The organism is Cupriavidus sp. H18C2 (assembly GCF_049393795.1).
Classification (GTDB): Bacteria; Pseudomonadota; Gammaproteobacteria; order Burkholderiales; family Burkholderiaceae; genus Cupriavidus; species Cupriavidus pauculus_C.
This window is the reverse complement of sequence record NZ_CP186010.1, coordinates 2,456,154-2,472,566: the sequence shown is the minus strand read 5'-3', so window position 1 is coordinate 2,472,566 and position 16,413 is coordinate 2,456,154. Positions and strand designations below refer to the sequence as shown.

The following is a 16,413-nucleotide window of genomic DNA, read 5'->3' as shown; positions in this document are numbered from 1 at the left end:
CGCCCCGCCGGCCGGCAGGCCAGCCGGTCAGTCCGCCACCTTGTCGCTCGGGAACTTGAACGAATCGCGCAGCAGGTAGCTCATCGGAATGTCCAGCGTGATGCCGTTGGGCGGGATGGGCTGCTGGAACCATTTGCGGTACAGCTTCTGCGTCTCCTGGTCGTAGATCGACGCAATCAGCGCGCGGTCGACGATCTTCTTGAACTCGGCGTCGTGCTTCGACAGCATGATCGCGTACGGCTCGATCGTCAGCAGGTCGCCGGTCACGGCCAGCCCGGCGGGGTTGCGGGCGTTGGCGCGCAGGCCGAACAGCAGCACGTCGTCCATCACGAACGCGTCGGCCTTGCCCGATTCCACCATCGAGAATGCCTCGGCGTGGTCCTTGGCTTCCACCACCTTCCAGCCCATCGCGCCGGACTCGTCCATCTTGCGCAGCATTTCCAGCGGCGTGGTCTTGGTGGTCGACACCACGGTCTTGCCGCGCAGGTCGCCCCACTTGCGGATGCCCGAGTCGGCCTTCACCAGCATGCGGCTGCCGGCGATGTAGTGCGGGATGGTGAACGCCACCAGGTCGCGCCGTTCGCGGTTGTTGGTCGTCGATCCGCACTCCAGGTCGGCCTTGCCGTCGACGATGGCGGGGATGCGCGATGCCGGCGTGACCGGCACCCATTCCACGCGCAACTGCGGCAGCTTCAGCTGGGTGCGCACGGCGTCGGCCACCTTCAGGCACAGGTCCACGGCGTAGCCCATCGGCTTGCCGTCGACCACGAACGAGAACGGCACCGAACTCTCGCGGTGCGCAATGCGGATGGCGCCGGTCTGCTGGATGCGCAGCACCACCGAGTTCGGCGTGGCGGCCTGCGCGCCCGGCAGGGCCGGCGTGCAGAGCAGGGTGGCTAGGGAAAATACGACAGACGCCATGCCCCGGAGCGAGGCACGGCACGGCAGGCCCGAATTGGTCATGAGTGACACCCGTCGAAAATGGTTCTGGAAACAACCCTGGCGGCGCGTTGGCCACCGCTGGCCGGATGGTTCCGGCTCTAAGACTGCCCGGTACTGCGGTGCTGCTGAGGCGTTGTGCGTTCGGAGAATTCTGATGGCGGATTGTTCCACGGGCGCCCGGCACGGCACAACTGCGCGGTCTAGTGGCAGCGTTCGGACGTCCCCGCCGCGCAACGCCCGGGCGCGGCGCCGGTTGACGGGGACTTTCCCTTACGGATTTGTCCGACTTCTGCCTTGCAGCGCCGCTGGCTATCCTTCAGACGTGCCTTGCGAGCAGGGCACCGAGGAGAGACTCTTGGGGCCCGTTCAGGCGAACGGGCCTTTTCTTTTGCGCGGCTCGCCGCCGGCCCGCGCGCGCGGCTCGTCTACAATTCGGGCCTGCCCGTTGCGCGGCGCCCGTCTCTGGGCGCCCGGCGGCTCATCCGTCCTCGCACCACCATGGCCCTGTTTTCCATTACCGATGCCCAACTGGCCTTTGGCCACGTGGCATTGCTCGACCATACCGATTTCTCGCTCGAAGCCGGCGAACGCGTTGGCCTGATCGGCCGCAACGGCAGCGGCAAGTCGTCGCTGCTGCGGATCGTGGCCGGCATGTCCGCGCCCGACGACGGCCTGATCGCCCGGCAGAGCGGCGTGACCTCCGCCTATGTTGCGCAGGAGCCACAATTCGCGCCGGGGCTGACCGTGTTCGACGCCGTCAGCCAGGGCATGGGTCAGGCGCACGACCTGCTGCAGCGCTACGACGCTGCGCTGGCCAAGCTCGACACCCATCACGACGAGGCCACGCTGGCCGAGTTGCACCGCGTGCAGGCCGAACTGGACGCCGCCGACGCCTGGACGCTGCGCACCCGCGTGGAGACCACGCTGGCCCGGCTGGACCTGGACCCGCACGTGCGCGTGGACGCGCTGTCCGGCGGGCTGCAGAAGCGCGTGGCGCTGGCGCAGGGGCTGGTGGCCGAGCCCGACATCCTGCTGCTCGATGAACCGACCAACCACCTCGACGTGGCCGCCATCCGCTGGCTGGAGGACCTGCTGCTGGGCTTTCGCGGCAGCGTGCTGCTGATTACCCACGACCGCGCGTTCCTGGACCGCGTGGCCACGCGCATCGTCGAACTGGATCGCGGCAAGCTGCTGTCGTTCCCCGGCAATTTCGCGGCATACCAGGCCCGCAAGGCCGAACTGCTGGCCAACGAGGCCGTGGAGCAGGCCAAGTTCGACAAGCTGCTGGCGCAGGAGGAAGTCTGGATCCGCAAGGGCGTGGAAGCCCGCCGCACGCGCAGCGTGGCCCGGGTGCAGCGGCTGCACGCCATGCGCGACGAGCGCGCGCAGCGCCGCGAGGTGCAGGGCAACGTCAAGCTGGAAGTGTCGCAGGCCGACCGCTCCGGCAAGATCGTCGCCGAACTGATCGACGTGTCGAAAGCCTATGCCGACAAGGCCGTGGTGCGCGATTTCACCGCCACGATCATGCGCGGCGACAAGGTCGGCCTGATCGGCCCGAACGGCGCGGGCAAGACCACGCTGCTGCGGCTGATCCTGGGCGACCTGGCGCCCGACGCCGGCACCGTGCGCAACGGCAGCAACCTGCAGGTGGCCTATTTCGACCAGATGCGTACCGCGCTGGACCTGGAAAAGTCGCTGGCCGACACGATCAGCCCCGGCAGCGACTGGGTGGAGGTCAACGGCCAGCGCAAGCACGTGATGAGCTACCTGGGCGACTTCCTGTTCGCGCCGGAACGCGCGCGCTCGCCGGTCAAGTCGCTGTCCGGCGGCGAGCGCAACCGGCTGCTGCTGGCGCGGCTGTTCGCCCGCCCGGCCAACGTGCTGGTGCTGGACGAACCGACCAACGACCTCGACATCGACACGCTCGAACTGCTTGAGGAACTGCTGCAGGACTACAGCGGCACGGTGTTCCTGGTATCGCACGACCGCGCGTTCCTGGACAACGTGGTGACGTCGACCATCGCCGCCGAAGGCGACGGCCAGTGGCGCGAGTCCGTGGGCGGCTACTCGGACTGGGAACAGCAGTCCGCGCGGGCCCAGACACTGCAGCCGAAGGCCGAGCCCAAGCCGGCCGAGGCGCCGAAGGCCAGCACGCGCGACGCCCGCGGCGCCAACCGGACGGTCAAGCTGTCATACAAGGAACAGCGCGAACTGGACGGCCTGCCCGAGCGCATCGCGGCGCTGGAAGCCGAACAGAAGATGCTGGCCGACCAGCTCGCCGACGGCACGCTCTACGCCACCGACCCCGCCCGCGCCGCCGAACTGGCCACGCGCCACGACGAGATCGAGATGGAACTGCTGGAAGCGCTGGAGCGCTGGGAAGTGCTGGAGAAGAAGACGAAGGGCGAGGGCTGAGGGATTTGCCGTCTGAGAAAGCTAGCCACACCAGGCCAGCACCATGTTCGTCAGGTCCACCATGAACGCCGGGCGCAGGTAGGCCAGGAAGCCCAGCGTCAGCACCGCCGCCAGCGCCACGAAGCCGAGGCCCTTTGCCCAGGCCATGTCAGGCTCCGGCCGGCTGCGGGCGCACCAGCGCCTGCTCGCGGATCGGCAGGTTGACCAGCGCCGCCACCACGCCCAGGGCAATGGCCAGCATCCAGACGATGTTGTAGCTGCCGGTGCGGTCGTACAGGTAGCCGCCCAGCCAGGCGCCCAGGAAGCTGCCGATCTGGTGCGAGAAGAACACCACGCCGGACAGCATCGACAGGTATTTCACGCCGAACACCTGCGCGATGATGCCGTTGGTCAGCGGCACCGTGGACAGCCACAGCAAGCCCATCAGCGCGGCAAAGATCCACGTGCTCCAGGCGCTCAGCGGCAGCAGCAGGTAGCCGGCGATGACGACGGACCGCGCGATGTAGATCGACGACAGCAGGTAGCGCTTGGGCATCCGCTGGCCCATCGCGCCGGCCGTGTAGGTGCCGAACACGTTGAACAGCCCGATCAGCGCTAGCGCCACGGTGGCGATCTTGATGTCGACCAGCCCCCGATCCTTCAGGTACGGCGTCAGGTGCACGCCGATGAACACCACCTGGAACCCGCAGACAAAGTAGCCCAGCGTCAGCAACTGGAAGTTGCGGTTGCCAAACGCCTCGCGCGTGGCCTCGCCGATGCTCTGCTGGTGGCCGGTCGTGCTGGCCACCATCTTCGGCTCGCGCAGCGTCAGCGCCAGCGGCAGCATGAAGCACGCCAGGAAGGCCAGGATGAACAGCGCGTTCTGCCAGCCGGCCGTGGAAATCAGCGTCTGCTCGACCGGGATCATCAGGAACTGCCCGAACGAGCCGGCCGCCGCCGCGATGCCCATCGCCCAGACGCGCTTCTCGGCGCTGGCCACGCGGCCAATCACGCCATAGACCACGCTGTAGGTCGTGCCCGACTGGGCGATGCCGATCAGCACCCCGGCGCCGGTGGCAAACGCGGTGCCGCTGGTGGCCAGCGCCATCACGACCAGCCCGGCCACGTACAGCGCCACGCCGACGATCATGATCCGCACCGCGCCGAACTTGTCGGCCAGCGCCCCGGCAATGGGCTGGCTGGCGCCCCACATCAGGTTCTGCAGCGCCAGCGCGAACGCAAACGTCTCGCGGTTCCAGCCGTGGGTCTGGGTGATCGGCAGGTTGAACAGGCCAAAGCCATGCCGGATGCCCATGGACAGGGTGACGAGCAGGCCACCGCACACGAGCACGGTGGTCAGGGAGAGTTTGCGGTCGGTCATGTCGGGCTCGGTATTGTCTCTATTGTTTTCGATGCGGTCCGGCGGGGGCGTGGGGGCGCCGTGCCCGGATGGCGGGGGATGACATTAAATGGCCGCTTAGTTTAAGCCCGGCGCAAATTTCGTGTTGGGGCCGATGCAGGTGGCCGGCGGCCCGCCACGGGGCTGCCGCGCCCATCCATTACAATGCAGCGCAACGTGGCCGCGCACGGCCACCCCCTACTATCCGTATCGACTCCATGGCGAGCAAAACCAGTCAGTACAGCGAATCTTCCATCCGGGTCCTGAAGGGCCTGGAGCCGGTCAAGCAACGGCCCGGCATGTACACCCGGACCGACAACCCGCTGCATATCGTGCAGGAGGTGATCGACAATGCCTCGGACGAGGCGCTGGGCGGCCACGGCTCCGAGATCCTGGTCACGCTGCACAAGGACGGCAGCATCAGCGTGGAAGACGACGGCCGCGGCATCCCGGTGGGCATCCACCCCGAGGAAGGCGTGCCCGTGGTGGAAATCGTCTTCACCCGCCTGCACGCGGGCGGCAAGTTCGACAAGGGCAAGGGCGGCGCCTACGCGTTCTCGGGCGGCCTGCATGGCGTGGGCGTGTCGGTGACCAATGCGCTGGCCACGCGGCTGGACGTCACGGTCTGGCGCGATGGCGCGCAGTCCACGCTGACCTTCGAGCACGGCGGCGAGGTGACCCGCCCGCTGGCATCGCGCAAGCTGGAGCGCGGCGAGAAGAAGAACGGCACGCGCGTGCAGGTCTGGCCGGACGCCAGATATTTCGATTCCGCCGCGATTCCCATGGCCGAGCTGCAGCGCCTGCTGCGCTCCAAGGCTGTGCTGCTGCCGGGCGTCAAGGTCACGCTGGTGCTGGAAAAGACCGGCGAGCAGACCGTCTGGCAGTACGAGCAGGGCCTGAAGGGCTACCTGGTGGAAGCGCTGGCCCAGGGCAGCGGCGCCGAGCTGGTGATTCCGATGTTCGAGGGCGAGCACTTTGCCGATCCCGACAGGAACGCCGGCGAGGAAGGGTTTGCCGAGGGCGAGGGCGCGTCGTGGGTCGTCGCCTGGACCGAGGACGGCGCCCCGGTGCGCGAGTCGTACGTGAACCTGATTCCCACGCCGGCCGGCGGCACCCATGAGTCGGGCCTGCGCGAGGGCCTGTTCCTGGCCGTCAAGAGCTTCATCGAGATGCACTCGCTGCAGCCCAAGGGCGTGAAGCTGATGAGCGAGGACGTCTTCGCGCGCGCCTCGTTCGTGCTGTCGGCCAAGGTGCTGGACCCGCAGTTCCAGGGCCAGATCAAGGAACGCCTGAACAGCCGCGACGCGGTGCGCCTGGTGTCCACGTTCAGCCGCCCGGCGCTGGAGCTCTGGCTCAACCACCACGTCGACTTCGGCAAGAAGCTGGCCGAGCTGGTGATCCGCCAGGCCCAGGCCCGCACGCGCGCCGCGCAGAAGGTGGAAAAGAAGAAGGGCTCCGGCGTGGCCGTGCTGCCCGGCAAGCTGACCGACTGCGAATCGACCGACATCGCCCGCAACGAGATCTTCCTGGTGGAAGGCGACTCGGCCGGCGGCTCGGCCAAGATGGGCCGCGACAAGGAATTCCAGGCCATCCTGCCGCTGCGCGGCAAGGTGCTCAATACCTGGGAAACCGAGCGCGACCGCCTGTTCGCCAACAACGAGGTGCACGACATTGCCGTGGCCATCGGCGTGGACCCGCACGGCCCCGACGACGAGCCCGACCTGTCGAACCTGCGCTACGGCAAGATCTGCATCCTGTCCGACGCGGACGTGGACGGCGCGCATATCCAGGTGCTGCTGCTGACGCTGTTCTTCCGCCATTTCCCGAAGCTGATCGACCTGGGCCACGTCTGCGTGGCGCGGCCGCCGCTGTTCCGCGTGGACGCGCCGGCGCGCGGCAAGAAGCCGGCGCAGAAGCTCTACGCGCTGGACGAAGGCGAGCTCGAAGCCATCCAGGACAAGCTGCTCAAGGACGGCGTCAAGGACGGCGCGTGGCAGATCTCGCGCTTCAAGGGCCTGGGCGAGATGAGCGCCGAGCAGCTCTGGGAGACCACGATGAACCCCGACACGCGCCGGCTGCTGCCGGTGGCGCTGGGCGAGTTCGACCTGCCCCAGACCGTCACCATGATGAACATGCTGATGGGCAAGGGCGAGGCGTCGCAGCGCCGGACCTGGCTGGAAGAGAAGGGCAACGAGGTGGAAGCCGACATCTGACGGCCGACACCCGGGAGAGACGACGATGCAGGCACGCACAGCACGACAGCATGGCACGGCAAGGCCCTGGCGCCTGGCCCGGGTGCTGGCCGTGCTCGGCCTGCTCTGCGCCGCCGTGCCGGCCCAGGCCGCGCTGTGGGGCTATATCGACGCCGACGGCGTGGCGCACTTCGCCGATGCCAGGCTCGACGACCGCTACAAGCTGTTCATGAAGGACGGCGGGCAGTTCGATTCGGGCGACCTGGGGCACCGCGGCGTGATCGCGCTTGGCGACAAGCCCAGCCCGGAGCGCGACAAGCTGTTCCGCTATCTGCTGAACCATCCGAACATGCGCACGGTCGAGCCGATCATCGAGAAGGTGGCCGGCGCCCAGAACGTCGACCCGGCGCTGGTCAAGGCCGTGATGGCGGTGGAAAGCGGCTTCAATGCGTCGGCGGTGTCGCCCAAGGGCGCCATCGGGCTGATGCAGGTCATCCCGGACACCGGCGCGCGCTTTGGCGTGGCGGCGGACAAGCGCCGCACCGTCGAGCAGAAGCTGGCGGACCCGAAGCTGAACATCGCCGCCGGCGTGCGCTACCTGCGCTTCCTGATGGCGCTGTTCCCGGACAACCTGGAGCTGGTGCTGGCGGCCTACAACGCCGGCGAGGGCGCCGTGCAGCGCTACAACAACCAGATCCCGCCGTATCCGGAGACGCGCCAGTACGTGACCACCGTGCTGGAGTTCTACCGCCTGTACCAGCGCGGCCAGCCGGGCGCGGGCGGCGTGATCCGCACCGGCGTGGCGGCCGACCGCGTGCGCATGGTGATCGGCGGCGGCCGCCGGCCGATGCCCTGACGCCACGCCCCGAACCGGGGCCGGCCGCTTTTTCCGGCGGCCTTGTGACCCACTTCCTTTAGAATCCCACGCTGATTGCAACTGCCGGAAGCCTGGCGCCCCGCGCCCGGCACGCCGAAACCTTGCCCACCATGGATCAAGCAGATACTACGTTCCAGCCCGAAGAGCCGGCCGATTCGCTGACGCTGGCGCGGTACGCCGAGCGTGCCTACCTGGACTACGCCGTGAGCGTGGTCAAGGGCCGCGCGCTGCCCGAAGTGGCCGACGGCCAGAAGCCCGTGCAGCGCCGCATCCTCTACGCCATGCAGGCGATGGGGCTGCGCGCCGATGCCAAGCCCGTCAAGTCGGCCCGCGTGGTCGGCGAGGTGCTGGGTAAATTCCATCCCCACGGCGACCAGTCGGCCTATGACGCGCTGGTGCGCCTGGCGCAGGACTTCTCGCTGCGCTACCCGCTGATCGACGGCCAGGGCAACTTTGGCTCGCGCGACGGCGACGGCGCGGCGGCCATGCGCTACACCGAGGCACGCCTGACGCCCATCTCGCGGCTGCTGCTCGACGAGATCGACATGGGCACGGTGGATTTCCTGCCCAACTACGACGGGTCCGAGGAAGAACCGAAGCTGCTGCCCGCCCGGCTGCCATTCGTGCTGCTCAACGGCGCGTCCGGCATCGCCGTGGGCATGGCCACCGAGATTCCGCCGCACAACCTGCGCGAGGTGGCGGGCGCCGCGGTGGCCATGATCCGCAACCCGAACATCTCGCTGGCCGAACTGCTGGCGATCCTGCCCGGCCCGGACTACCCCGGCGGCGGCCAGATCATCTCGCCGGCATCGGAAATTGCCCAGATCTACGAGAACGGCCGCGGCAGCCTGAAGGTGCGCGCGCGCTGGACCATCGAGGAAATGGCGCGCGGCCAGTGGCAGATGGTGGTGACCGAGCTGCCGCCGAACACGTCGGCGCAGAAGGTGCTGGAGGAAATCGAGGAAATCACCAATCCGAAGATCCGCGCCGGCAAGAAGGCGCTGACGCCCGAGCAGACCCAGCTCAAGACCGCGCTGCTGGGCGTGCTGGACGCCGTGCGCGACGAATCCGGCAAGGACGCGCCGGTGCGGCTGGTGTTCGAGCCCAAGAGCAAGAACACCGACCAGCAGGAGTTCATCCAGACGCTGCTGGCGCATACCAGCCTGGAATCAGGCGCGCCGATCAACCTGGTGATGATCGGCACCGACGGCCGGCCGCGCCAGAAGGGCCTGCAGGAAATCCTGCGCGAGTGGATCCAGTTCCGCTTCGAGACGGTGACCCGGCGCTCGCGCTTCCAGCTCAACAAGGTGGAAGACCGCATCCACATCCTGGAAGGCCGGATGCTGGTGCTGCTGAACATCGACGAGGTGATCCGCATCATCCGCGAGAGCGACGAGCCCAAGCCGGCGCTGATCGAGGCGTTCCGCCTGAGCGACCGCCAGGCCGAGGACATCCTGGAAATCCGGCTGCGCCAGCTGGCCCGGCTGGAGGCGATCAAGATCGAGCAGGAACTGGCGAAACTGCGAGATGAGCAAGCCGAGCTGGACGTGCTGCTGAAGTCCGAGACGATGATGCGCCGCAAGATCATCAAGGAGATCGAGCAGGACGCCAAGCAGTTCAGCCCCGAGGACAAGGACCCGCGCCGCACGCTGATCCAGGAAGCCAGCCGCGCCGCGGCCGAGGTGAAGGTAATCGACGAGCCGGTGACGGTAATCATGTCGGGCAAGGGCTGGGTGCGCACGCGCCAGGGCCACGGCCACGACCCGTCGCAGTTCACGTTCAAGGCCGGCGACAGCCTTTATGCCACGTTCGAATGCCGCACCGTGGACACGATGCTGGCCTTCGGCAGCAACGGCCGGGTCTATTCGGTGGCCGTGTCGGGCCTGCCGGGCGGGCGCGGCGACGGCGTGCCGGTGACCACGCTGATCGACCTGGCCGCCGGCACGCAGATCGCCCACGCGTTCGCGGGTGGCGGCGAGCAGCGCATGCTGATCGCCACGGCGGGCGGCAACGGCTTCGTGACCAAGGTGGGCGACATGATCGGCCGCCAGAAGGCCGGCAAGGCGTTCGTCACGCTGGACGACGGCGACCGGATTCTGCAGCCGTCCCCGATTGGCGACGACGCCACGCACGTGGCGTGCTTCTCGGCCAACGGCCGCCTGCTGCTGGTGGGGCTGGACGAGGTCAAGGTCCTGTCGGCCGGCGGCCGCGGCGTGATCCTGATGGAACTGGAGCCGAAGGAAACGCTGGAACAGGCCGTGGCCGTGGGCGCCCCGGGCCTGCTGATCTCCGGCACCGGCATGCGCGGCGGCAAGGTGCCGCCGCAGAAGCTGGCCGGCAAGACGCTGCTGCCGTACGTCGGCAAGCGCGCCCGCAAGGGCAAGGCCATCGAGCCCCGTCTGAAGGACGTGAAGCTGGAGGCGGTGAAGGCGGCGGGATAATCGCCCCACGCTTGCCCGTCAGCGTCCTGGCTCCCCTCTGCCACTCGTCGGCGAGGGGAGCCAGCCAGCGGTTCACCTTTCCCCCATCGCCCCGCGCGATCCCCTCTTGCCGTTTCGTGATGGCCCGTGCGCGGCGGCGGGGCGGCATCTGCCGTACCATGTCGGGACCCTGCGCATTCCGCATGGCAGGCGCCCCCATCACGATCATGTCCGCCACGCCTCTCGCCGCCGAGACCGAGCTTGCCCCGCCGCCCACGGCGCGCACCCTGTTCTTCGAATTCGCCCGCATGGGGCTGTCCGGTTTCGGCGGCGTGCTGCCGTTCGTGCGGCGGTCCGTGGTCGAGCGCAACCGCTGGCTCGGTGACCGCGATTTCGTGGAAATCCTGAGCATGGGGCAGGTGCTGCCGGGCCCCAATGTGATCAACCTCGCGCTGATGCTGGGCCTGCGCTTTGCCGGGCTGCGCGGCGCCGTGGCCGCGTTCAGCGGGCTGGTGTTCGTGCCGATGGTGGTGGTGCTCTGCGTGATGGGCGTCTACCTGCGCTACCAGGACGTGCCGCAGGTGCGGCAGATGCTGGCCGGCATGACGGCCGTGGCGGCCGGGCTGGTGCTGTCCACCGGGGTCAAGCTGGCCCAGAGCCAGCCGCGCTCGGTGCGGGCCGTGGTGGTCGGGGTGGCGGCGCTCGTCGCCATCGGCTGGCTGCGCTGGCCGCTGCTGCCGGTGATGGCGGTGCTGGTGCCGGTGGCGCTGGTGCTCGAATACCGCGCGATCCGGCGGGGCGCATGATGGCGGCGCCCGAGATCCTGCGCGACCTGCTGGGTCATTTCGGCATGCTCTCGCTGCTGGCCGTGGGCGGTGGCGGTACCGTGATTCCGGACATGCACCGCTACCTCGTGGAATCGCGCCAGTGGATGACCGACGAGCAGTTCGCGGCGCTCTACGCCATCTCGCAGGCGTCGCCGGGGCCGAACATCCTGTTCGTGGCGCTGTTCGGCTGGCAGGTGGCCGGGGCGGCCGGCGCGTTTGCGTCGATGGTCGGCATCTGCGGGCCGTCCAGCGTGATCGCGCTCGGCTTCGAATACTTCGCGGGCCGCGCGCCCCACGCGCTGTGGCCGGTGCTGATCCGGCGCGGCCTGTCCGCGCTGACGATCGGCCTGCTGATGTCGACCGGCTGGGTGCTGGCCAGCAGCGTCGACCACCGCTGGACCGCCGCCGCGGTCACGCTGCTGACGGTCGGCCTGATGCTGAAGACGAAGACCCACCCGCTGCTGCTGGTGGCGCTGGGGGGCGGGGCGGGACTGCTGGGGTTGATGTAGGACGGTGGTTGGCTGCCATGCGCTTTCCTCGCGTGCGGGAGAGGGGAGCAACCCTGGGCGGGCGCTCGCCCGTTACTTCAGTGGCAGTACCAGGATGCTCATCGCGGCGGGCCGGGCGCGCATGGCCTCCAGCCAGCGTTCCAGGTTCGGGCGGGGGGCGTGGGGTACCGGCGTGCCCAGCCAGCGGTGGGCGGCGCAGGCCAGCGAGATGTCGGCCATCGTGAAGCGGTCGCCGCCGATGAACTCGCGGTCGGCCAGCGCCTCGTCCAGCATCTGCGCCAGCGGCTCGGTGCGCTGGCACGATCTGGCGATGACGTCGGCGTCGCGCTGCTCGGCCGGCATCCGCACTGTCTGCAGGAACGCCTGGACCATCGCCGGGCTGAACGTGGTGGTCTGCCAGTCCATCCAGCGGTCGGCCGATGCACGCGCCTTGACGTCGGCCGGCCACAGCGTGTCCTCGCCGTAGCGCGCGCACAGGTAGCGCACGATCGCATTCGATTCCCACAGCACGAATGGCTCGCCGGCCACGTCGGTGTCCCGGAAATCCTCGATCACCGGGATCAGCCGGTTCGGATTCAGGCGCACATACGCCTGCGTGTCCAGCTCGCCCTTGTGGTGGCCGATGTCGATGCGTTCGTGGTCCAGGTGCAGCTCGCGCGCGCACCAGACCACCTTCTGCACGTTGATCGACGACAGGCGGCCCCAGATGCGCAGCAGGCCGTGCGGTTCGTCGCGGTCCATGGCGCCCGGCGTCCTCAGGCGGCGCGCGGCTGCGGCGCGGCCTTGGCGATGGCTTCGCGGAACAGCGCGCCCAGGATCGACACGCCCTGCTCGATGCGCTCCTGCGGCACGGTCACGAAGGCCAGGCGCAGCGTGTTCATGCGCGGGTTGCCCGCGTAGAACGGCGCGCCGGGCACGTAGGCCACGTTGCGGCGCACGGCTTCCTCCAGGATCTTCATGCTGTCCAGTCCCTCGGGCAGCTCCACCCAGATGAACATGCCGCCTTCGGGCACGTTCCAGGTCACGCCCTCGGGCATGTGGCGCTTCAGCGCGTCGAGCATGTAGGCGCACTGCTTGCCGTAGAGCTCGCGGATGGTCGGGATGTGGGTGTCGAGCAGGCCGTCCTTGACCGTCTCGTAGGCAATGCGCTGCGTGAAGGTCGGCGTGTGCAGGTCCGACGCCTGCTTGGCCTGGCACAGCTTGAAATGCAGCTCGGGCGGGGCGATCACGAAGCCCAGTCGCATGCCGGGCGCCAGGATCTTCGAGAACGAGCCCATGTAGATCACGCCGTCCGGGTTCATCGACAGCAGCGTCGGCAGCGTGTTGCCGGTGTAGCTCAGCTCGCCGTACGGATCGTCTTCCACCAGCAGGATGCCCAGGTCCTGCGCGCGCTTGACCAGCGCCTGGCGGCGCTCCAGCGGCAGGCGGCGGCCCGTGGGGTTCTGGAAGTTCGGCAGCGCGTACAGGAAGCGGGCGTTGGCGGTCAGCTCGGGCGTCAGCGCCTCGGGCACCAGGCCTTGCTCGTCGGTCGGCACCGACACGAATTCCGGTTCGAACAGCGAGAACGCCTGCAGCGCGCCCAGGTAACTCGGCGTTTCCACCAGCACCGGGCTGCCCGGGTCGATCATCACCTTGGCGATCAGGTCCAGCGCCTGCTGCGAGCCGGTGGTGATCAGCACGCGCTCCACGCCCACGTTGTAGCGGCGGGCCACGAACTCGCGCAGCGGCAGGTAGCCCTCGGTGGCGGCGTACTGCAGCGCGCCCTGCGGGTTATCGGCAAAGACCCGGGCCACCGCCGCTTCCATGGCCGCTACCGGGAACGACGCCGGCGAGGGCAGGCCGCCGGCGAACGAAATGACTTCCGGACGCTCGGTGACTTTCAGGATTTCGCGGATGGCCGAGCTGGTCAGTTGCTGCGCCCGGCGGGAGATGGCCCATTTCATGATTGGTCTCTTGGTGGGGAAATTCAGCGGCCGGGGGTGCAAGCCCGGCCATGTCTCTAATACGTGAGGCGGGGCTTCAGATCTCGACGATCATCTCGATTTCCACGCAGGCGCCCAGCGGAATCTGGGCCACGCCAAACGCGCTGCGGGCGTGCCGGCCTTTCTCGCCGAACACTTCGGCCAGGAATTCGGAGCAGCCGTTGGTCACCAGGTGCTGCTCGGTGAATTCCTGCGTGGAGTTCACCAGGCTCATCACCTTGACGATGCGCTTGACCTTGTTCAGGTCCCCGATGTGGCCGTGCAGCGTGGCCAGCAGGTCGATGGCGATGCTGCGCGCGGCCTGCTGGCCGGTGGCGGTGTCGATGTCCTTGCCGAGCTTGCCGGCCCAGGGTTTGCCGTCCTTGCGGGCGATGTGCCCGGACAGGAAGACGGTGCTGCCGGTGGTGGCGGCCATCACGTAGGCCGCGGCGGGGGCGCCCGCGGTGGGCAGTTCCACGCCGAGTTTGGCAAGGGTATCGTAGACGGACATGCGGTGACTCCTGTCAGTGAATGCGTCCTGGGAGGATAGGGGGCGTTTCTCCGGCCGGGACCGGTGCGGGGGCAGGTGCGGTGTTGCGCACGGCGGCGCGCCGGCCGAGGGCCACTACGGCAATCACCGCCACCGCAAAAGCGACGGTGGCGGCATCGAGTGGCTCGGCCAGGATCACGGCGCCGCCCGCCAGCGTGAGGAACGGCTGGAGCAATTGTATCTGTCCTACGCGGGCCACGCCGCCTTTTGCGAGCCCGGCGTACCAGAACAGGAAGCCGACGAACATCGAGAAGACCGACACGTAGGCCATGCCGATCCAGGCGCGCGGCGACGCGGCGGCAATCTGGCCGGCGTGGGCCAGCGCCAGCCACGCCACGACCGGCACCAGCACCGGCAGCGACACCACCAGCGCCCAGCTTATCGTTTCCAGCCCGCCCAGCTCGCGCGACAGCTTACCGCCTTCGGCATAGCCAAGTGCGCCCAGCACCACGGCCAGGAACAGGAACCAGTCGGCGTGCTGCAGCCCGCCGGCTCCCTGCCACAAGGCAAAGCCCACCACCAGCGCGCTGCCGGCCAGCGCCGACAGCCAGAACCCCAGCGACGGCCGCTCATTGCCGAACCAGGCCGCGAACACGGCCGTGGCCAGCGGCAGCAGGCCGATGACGATGGCGCCGTGCGCGGCGGGCACCTCGCGCATGGCCAGCGACGAGAACATCGGAAAGCCGACCACCACGCCCAGCGCGGTCACGGCCAGCCGCAGCCACTGGCGCCCGCGCGGCCGGCGGGCCGGTGCCAGCGCGCCGCGCGCGGCCAGCAGCGCCAGCGCCAGCATGGCCGCGATCACGGCGCGCGCCAGCGCCACGAACGACGGGTCCAGTTCGGCCACGGCCATGCGCGTGAACGGCAGCGTCTGGCTGAAGATCGCCACGCCGACGAATCCCAGCAGCATGCCGCCGGACGGAGGAGAGGAGTGCGATGTCATGGCGATTGGGGCCGGTCAGTGATGGGGTTGCGCCGCGACGGCGATCCAGACGGCGGTCAGCGCCAGCGCCAGCCCCATCGTGCCGTTGAACCAGCGCACGCGGTTGCCCTGCATCAGCCAGTGGCGCAGCGACGCGCCCAGCGCGCCATAGGCGCCGTTGCTGAAGAAGCCGAACGTGGCAAACAGCGCGCTGACCAGCACTACGCGCTGGCCCAGCGACGGCGCGCCTTCCATATACGACGCGGCCACGGCCAGCGCCATCATCCACGCCTTGATGTTGGCAAACTGCATGGCGATGGACTGCCAGACATTCATCGGCTTGAGCACGCGTTTTTCGGCCAGCGCCGTGCTGCGGGCGATGCGCCATGCCAGCCACAGCAGGTACAGCACGCCGGCCACGCGGATCAGCACGCCCAGCGTGGGGCTGGCCAGCACCAGCGCGCCCACGCCCGTGGCGCACAGCGCGATGATGCTGGCAAAGCCCACGGACACGCCGATGCAGTGTGGCAGCGTGGCGCGCAGGCCGAAGTTGGCGCCGGTCACGGCCGCCACGGTGGTATTCGGCCCCGGCGTGAAGGCGCCTACCGCCAGCAGCGTGACCAGCGCCAGGAACTGGGCCGTCGACAGGCCCGTCAGCCAGCTTTCCATGCCGCTCATGCGAAGTTGACGACCACGCGCCGGTTGGTGCGGCTCTTTTTCTCGATCTTGGTCACCACCATCGCGCCAATCTCGCCCGTGTTGGCCACGTGCGTGCCGCCGCAGGGCTGGCGGTCCACGCCCGGGATGTCGACGATGCGGATGTGGGCCGTGCCGGCCGGCGGCGCGGCGCCGATGGTGCGCACGAGGTCTGGCTGCGCGGCCAGTTGCTCGGGCGTGATGCGGTCGATGCCGACCGGCGTCCGGGCGTCGATCAGCGCATTGAGCCGCGCGGTCAGGTCGGCCTTGTCCAGCGTCGATTCGGGCAGGTCGAAGTCGATGCGCGCCGCATCGGGCGAGATGCCGCAGCCCGTGACCGGCACCGGGATCAGCGACCCCAGCAGGTGCAGGCAGGTGTGCAGCCGCATCAGCCGGTGCCGGCGCGCCCAGTCGATCCGTACTTCCACGCGGTCGCCGGGCTGCAGCGCGGGCATGCCGGGCGCCGGCACGTGCAGGATGCGGGTGCGGTCGTCGGCGTAGACGGTTTCGCCCAGCGTCACCACGCGGCCGTCGGCCGTGGCCAGCGTGCCGGTGTCGCCGGCCTGGCCGCCGCTGCGCGCGTAGCAGACGGTCTGGTCCAGCTCGATCCCCGCCTCGCTCACCGCCACCACGGTGGCCTGGCAGTGGTCGAGGTAGGCGTCGTCGTCGAAACGCTTCAGCGTGGTCGGGGGCATCGGGGGGCTCCTTTGGGGATGTCTTCGGG

At 68.9% G+C, this 16,413-nt stretch carries 15 protein-coding genes; 6 read left to right on the top strand and 9 right to left on the bottom strand.

Features of this window, described 5'->3' with window-relative positions:
* Nucleotides 1–27 precede the first annotated feature (27 nt).
* The gene (locus EPAKOI_RS11105) at nucleotides 28–921 is read right to left on the bottom strand and encodes an amino acid ABC transporter substrate-binding protein (RefSeq protein WP_423192211.1); all 894 of its coding nucleotides are present in this window, start codon (nucleotides 919–921) and stop codon (nucleotides 28–30) included.
* 519 nt (nucleotides 922–1,440) lie between these two features.
* On the opposite strand from EPAKOI_RS11105, the gene EPAKOI_RS11100 reads away from it, so the two are divergent.
* Nucleotides 1,441–3,357 (top strand): ATP-binding cassette domain-containing protein, encoded by a 1,917-nt coding sequence (locus EPAKOI_RS11100; RefSeq protein ID WP_423192210.1) that lies wholly within the window; start codon nucleotides 1,441–1,443, stop codon nucleotides 3,355–3,357.
* Nucleotides 3,358–3,378: 21 nt separating this feature from the next.
* On the opposite strand, the gene EPAKOI_RS11095 is transcribed toward EPAKOI_RS11100, so the two are convergent.
* Nucleotides 3,379–3,504, bottom strand: a complete 126-nt coding sequence (locus EPAKOI_RS11095; protein ID WP_258096258.1) for a hypothetical protein — start codon at nucleotides 3,502–3,504, stop codon at nucleotides 3,379–3,381.
* 1 nt (nucleotide 3,505) lies between these two features.
* The gene (locus EPAKOI_RS11090; RefSeq protein ID WP_124683741.1) at nucleotides 3,506–4,717 is read right to left on the bottom strand and encodes an MFS transporter; all 1,212 of its coding nucleotides are present in this window, start codon (nucleotides 4,715–4,717) and stop codon (nucleotides 3,506–3,508) included.
* 236 nt (nucleotides 4,718–4,953) lie between these two features.
* Here EPAKOI_RS11090 and EPAKOI_RS11085 point away from each other — a divergent pair, with 236 nt between their 5' ends.
* From EPAKOI_RS11085 to EPAKOI_RS11065, 5 genes are all read left to right on the top strand, one after another.
* Nucleotides 4,954–6,948: a DNA topoisomerase IV subunit B gene (locus EPAKOI_RS11085; protein ID WP_313835045.1), complete on the top strand. Its 1,995-nt coding sequence runs from the start codon at nucleotides 4,954–4,956 to the stop codon at nucleotides 6,946–6,948.
* A 25-nt stretch (nucleotides 6,949–6,973) separates the two neighbouring features.
* A complete protein-coding gene (locus tag EPAKOI_RS11080; RefSeq protein WP_423192209.1) occupies nucleotides 6,974–7,783 on the top strand; it encodes a lytic transglycosylase domain-containing protein in 810 nt (269 codons plus the stop codon).
* A 131-nt stretch (nucleotides 7,784–7,914) separates the two neighbouring features.
* Complete coding sequence (gene parC / locus EPAKOI_RS11075) at nucleotides 7,915–10,245, top strand: DNA topoisomerase IV subunit A (RefSeq protein WP_423192208.1); 2,331 nt, start codon at nucleotides 7,915–7,917, stop codon at nucleotides 10,243–10,245.
* Between the two features lie 206 nt (nucleotides 10,246–10,451).
* Nucleotides 10,452–11,030, top strand: a complete 579-nt coding sequence (locus tag EPAKOI_RS11070) for a chromate transporter (protein WP_423193513.1) — start codon at nucleotides 10,452–10,454, stop codon at nucleotides 11,028–11,030.
* Nucleotides 11,030–11,560, top strand: a complete 531-nt coding sequence (locus EPAKOI_RS11065; RefSeq protein ID WP_124685074.1) for a chromate transporter — start codon at nucleotides 11,030–11,032, stop codon at nucleotides 11,558–11,560. The genes EPAKOI_RS11070 and EPAKOI_RS11065 overlap by 1 nt, the downstream gene beginning before the upstream one ends.
* Before the next feature lie 72 nt (nucleotides 11,561–11,632).
* Here the strand turns inward: EPAKOI_RS11065 and EPAKOI_RS11060 are convergent, their stop codons facing one another.
* The 6 genes from EPAKOI_RS11060 to EPAKOI_RS11035 all read right to left on the bottom strand — a co-directional run bounded on the left by EPAKOI_RS11060 (nucleotide 11,633) and on the right by EPAKOI_RS11035 (nucleotide 16,384).
* Nucleotides 11,633–12,277, bottom strand: coding sequence for a glutathione S-transferase family protein (locus EPAKOI_RS11060; protein WP_423193512.1), 645 nt, complete (start codon nucleotides 12,275–12,277; stop codon nucleotides 11,633–11,635).
* Nucleotides 12,278–12,315: 38 nt separating this feature from the next.
* Nucleotides 12,316–13,503, bottom strand: a complete 1,188-nt coding sequence (locus tag EPAKOI_RS11055) for a PLP-dependent aminotransferase family protein (protein WP_423192207.1) — start codon at nucleotides 13,501–13,503, stop codon at nucleotides 12,316–12,318.
* A 76-nt stretch (nucleotides 13,504–13,579) separates the two neighbouring features.
* Nucleotides 13,580–14,032 carry a RidA family protein gene (locus EPAKOI_RS11050; RefSeq protein WP_423192206.1) on the bottom strand — a complete coding sequence of 151 codons (453 nt, stop codon included), beginning with the start codon at nucleotides 14,030–14,032 and terminating at the stop codon, nucleotides 13,580–13,582.
* A gap of 13 nt (nucleotides 14,033–14,045) precedes the next feature.
* Nucleotides 14,046–15,014 carry a DMT family transporter gene (locus EPAKOI_RS11045; protein ID WP_423192205.1) on the bottom strand — a complete coding sequence of 323 codons (969 nt, stop codon included), beginning with the start codon at nucleotides 15,012–15,014 and terminating at the stop codon, nucleotides 14,046–14,048.
* A 15-nt stretch (nucleotides 15,015–15,029) separates the two neighbouring features.
* The gene (locus EPAKOI_RS11040; protein WP_313835043.1) at nucleotides 15,030–15,662 is read right to left on the bottom strand and encodes a LysE family translocator; all 633 of its coding nucleotides are present in this window, start codon (nucleotides 15,660–15,662) and stop codon (nucleotides 15,030–15,032) included.
* 5 nt (nucleotides 15,663–15,667) lie between these two features.
* Nucleotides 15,668–16,384 (bottom strand): alanyl-tRNA editing protein, encoded by a 717-nt coding sequence (locus EPAKOI_RS11035; protein ID WP_423192204.1) that lies wholly within the window; start codon nucleotides 16,382–16,384, stop codon nucleotides 15,668–15,670.
* Between the last annotated feature and the right edge of the window lie 29 nt (nucleotides 16,385–16,413).

What these genes read in the sequence shown, in the direction of transcription:
- EPAKOI_RS11105 (WP_423192211.1), bottom strand. Translation starts at nt 921, where the DNA reads ATGGCGTCTGTCGTATTTTCCCTAGCCACCCTGCTCTGCACGCCGGCC.
- EPAKOI_RS11100 (WP_423192210.1), top strand. Translation starts at nt 1,441, where the DNA reads ATGGCCCTGTTTTCCATTACCGATGCCCAACTGGCCTTTGGCCACGTG.
- EPAKOI_RS11095 (WP_258096258.1), bottom strand. Translation starts at nt 3,504, where the DNA reads ATGGCCTGGGCAAAGGGCCTCGGCTTCGTGGCGCTGGCGGCGGTGCTG.
- EPAKOI_RS11090 (WP_124683741.1), bottom strand. Translation starts at nt 4,717, where the DNA reads ATGACCGACCGCAAACTCTCCCTGACCACCGTGCTCGTGTGCGGTGGC.
- EPAKOI_RS11085 (WP_313835045.1), top strand. Translation starts at nt 4,954, where the DNA reads ATGGCGAGCAAAACCAGTCAGTACAGCGAATCTTCCATCCGGGTCCTG.
- EPAKOI_RS11080 (WP_423192209.1), top strand. Translation starts at nt 6,974, where the DNA reads ATGCAGGCACGCACAGCACGACAGCATGGCACGGCAAGGCCCTGGCGC.
- parC (WP_423192208.1), top strand. Translation starts at nt 7,915, where the DNA reads ATGGATCAAGCAGATACTACGTTCCAGCCCGAAGAGCCGGCCGATTCG.
- EPAKOI_RS11070 (WP_423193513.1), top strand. Translation starts at nt 10,452, where the DNA reads ATGTCCGCCACGCCTCTCGCCGCCGAGACCGAGCTTGCCCCGCCGCCC.
- EPAKOI_RS11065 (WP_124685074.1), top strand. Translation starts at nt 11,030, where the DNA reads ATGGCGGCGCCCGAGATCCTGCGCGACCTGCTGGGTCATTTCGGCATG.
- EPAKOI_RS11055 (WP_423192207.1), bottom strand. Translation starts at nt 13,503, where the DNA reads ATGAAATGGGCCATCTCCCGCCGGGCGCAGCAACTGACCAGCTCGGCC.
- EPAKOI_RS11050 (WP_423192206.1), bottom strand. Translation starts at nt 14,032, where the DNA reads ATGTCCGTCTACGATACCCTTGCCAAACTCGGCGTGGAACTGCCCACC.
- EPAKOI_RS11045 (WP_423192205.1), bottom strand. Translation starts at nt 15,014, where the DNA reads ATGACATCGCACTCCTCTCCTCCGTCCGGCGGCATGCTGCTGGGATTC.
- EPAKOI_RS11040 (WP_313835043.1), bottom strand. Translation starts at nt 15,662, where the DNA reads ATGGAAAGCTGGCTGACGGGCCTGTCGACGGCCCAGTTCCTGGCGCTG.
- EPAKOI_RS11035 (WP_423192204.1), bottom strand. Translation starts at nt 16,384, where the DNA reads ATGCCCCCGACCACGCTGAAGCGTTTCGACGACGACGCCTACCTCGAC.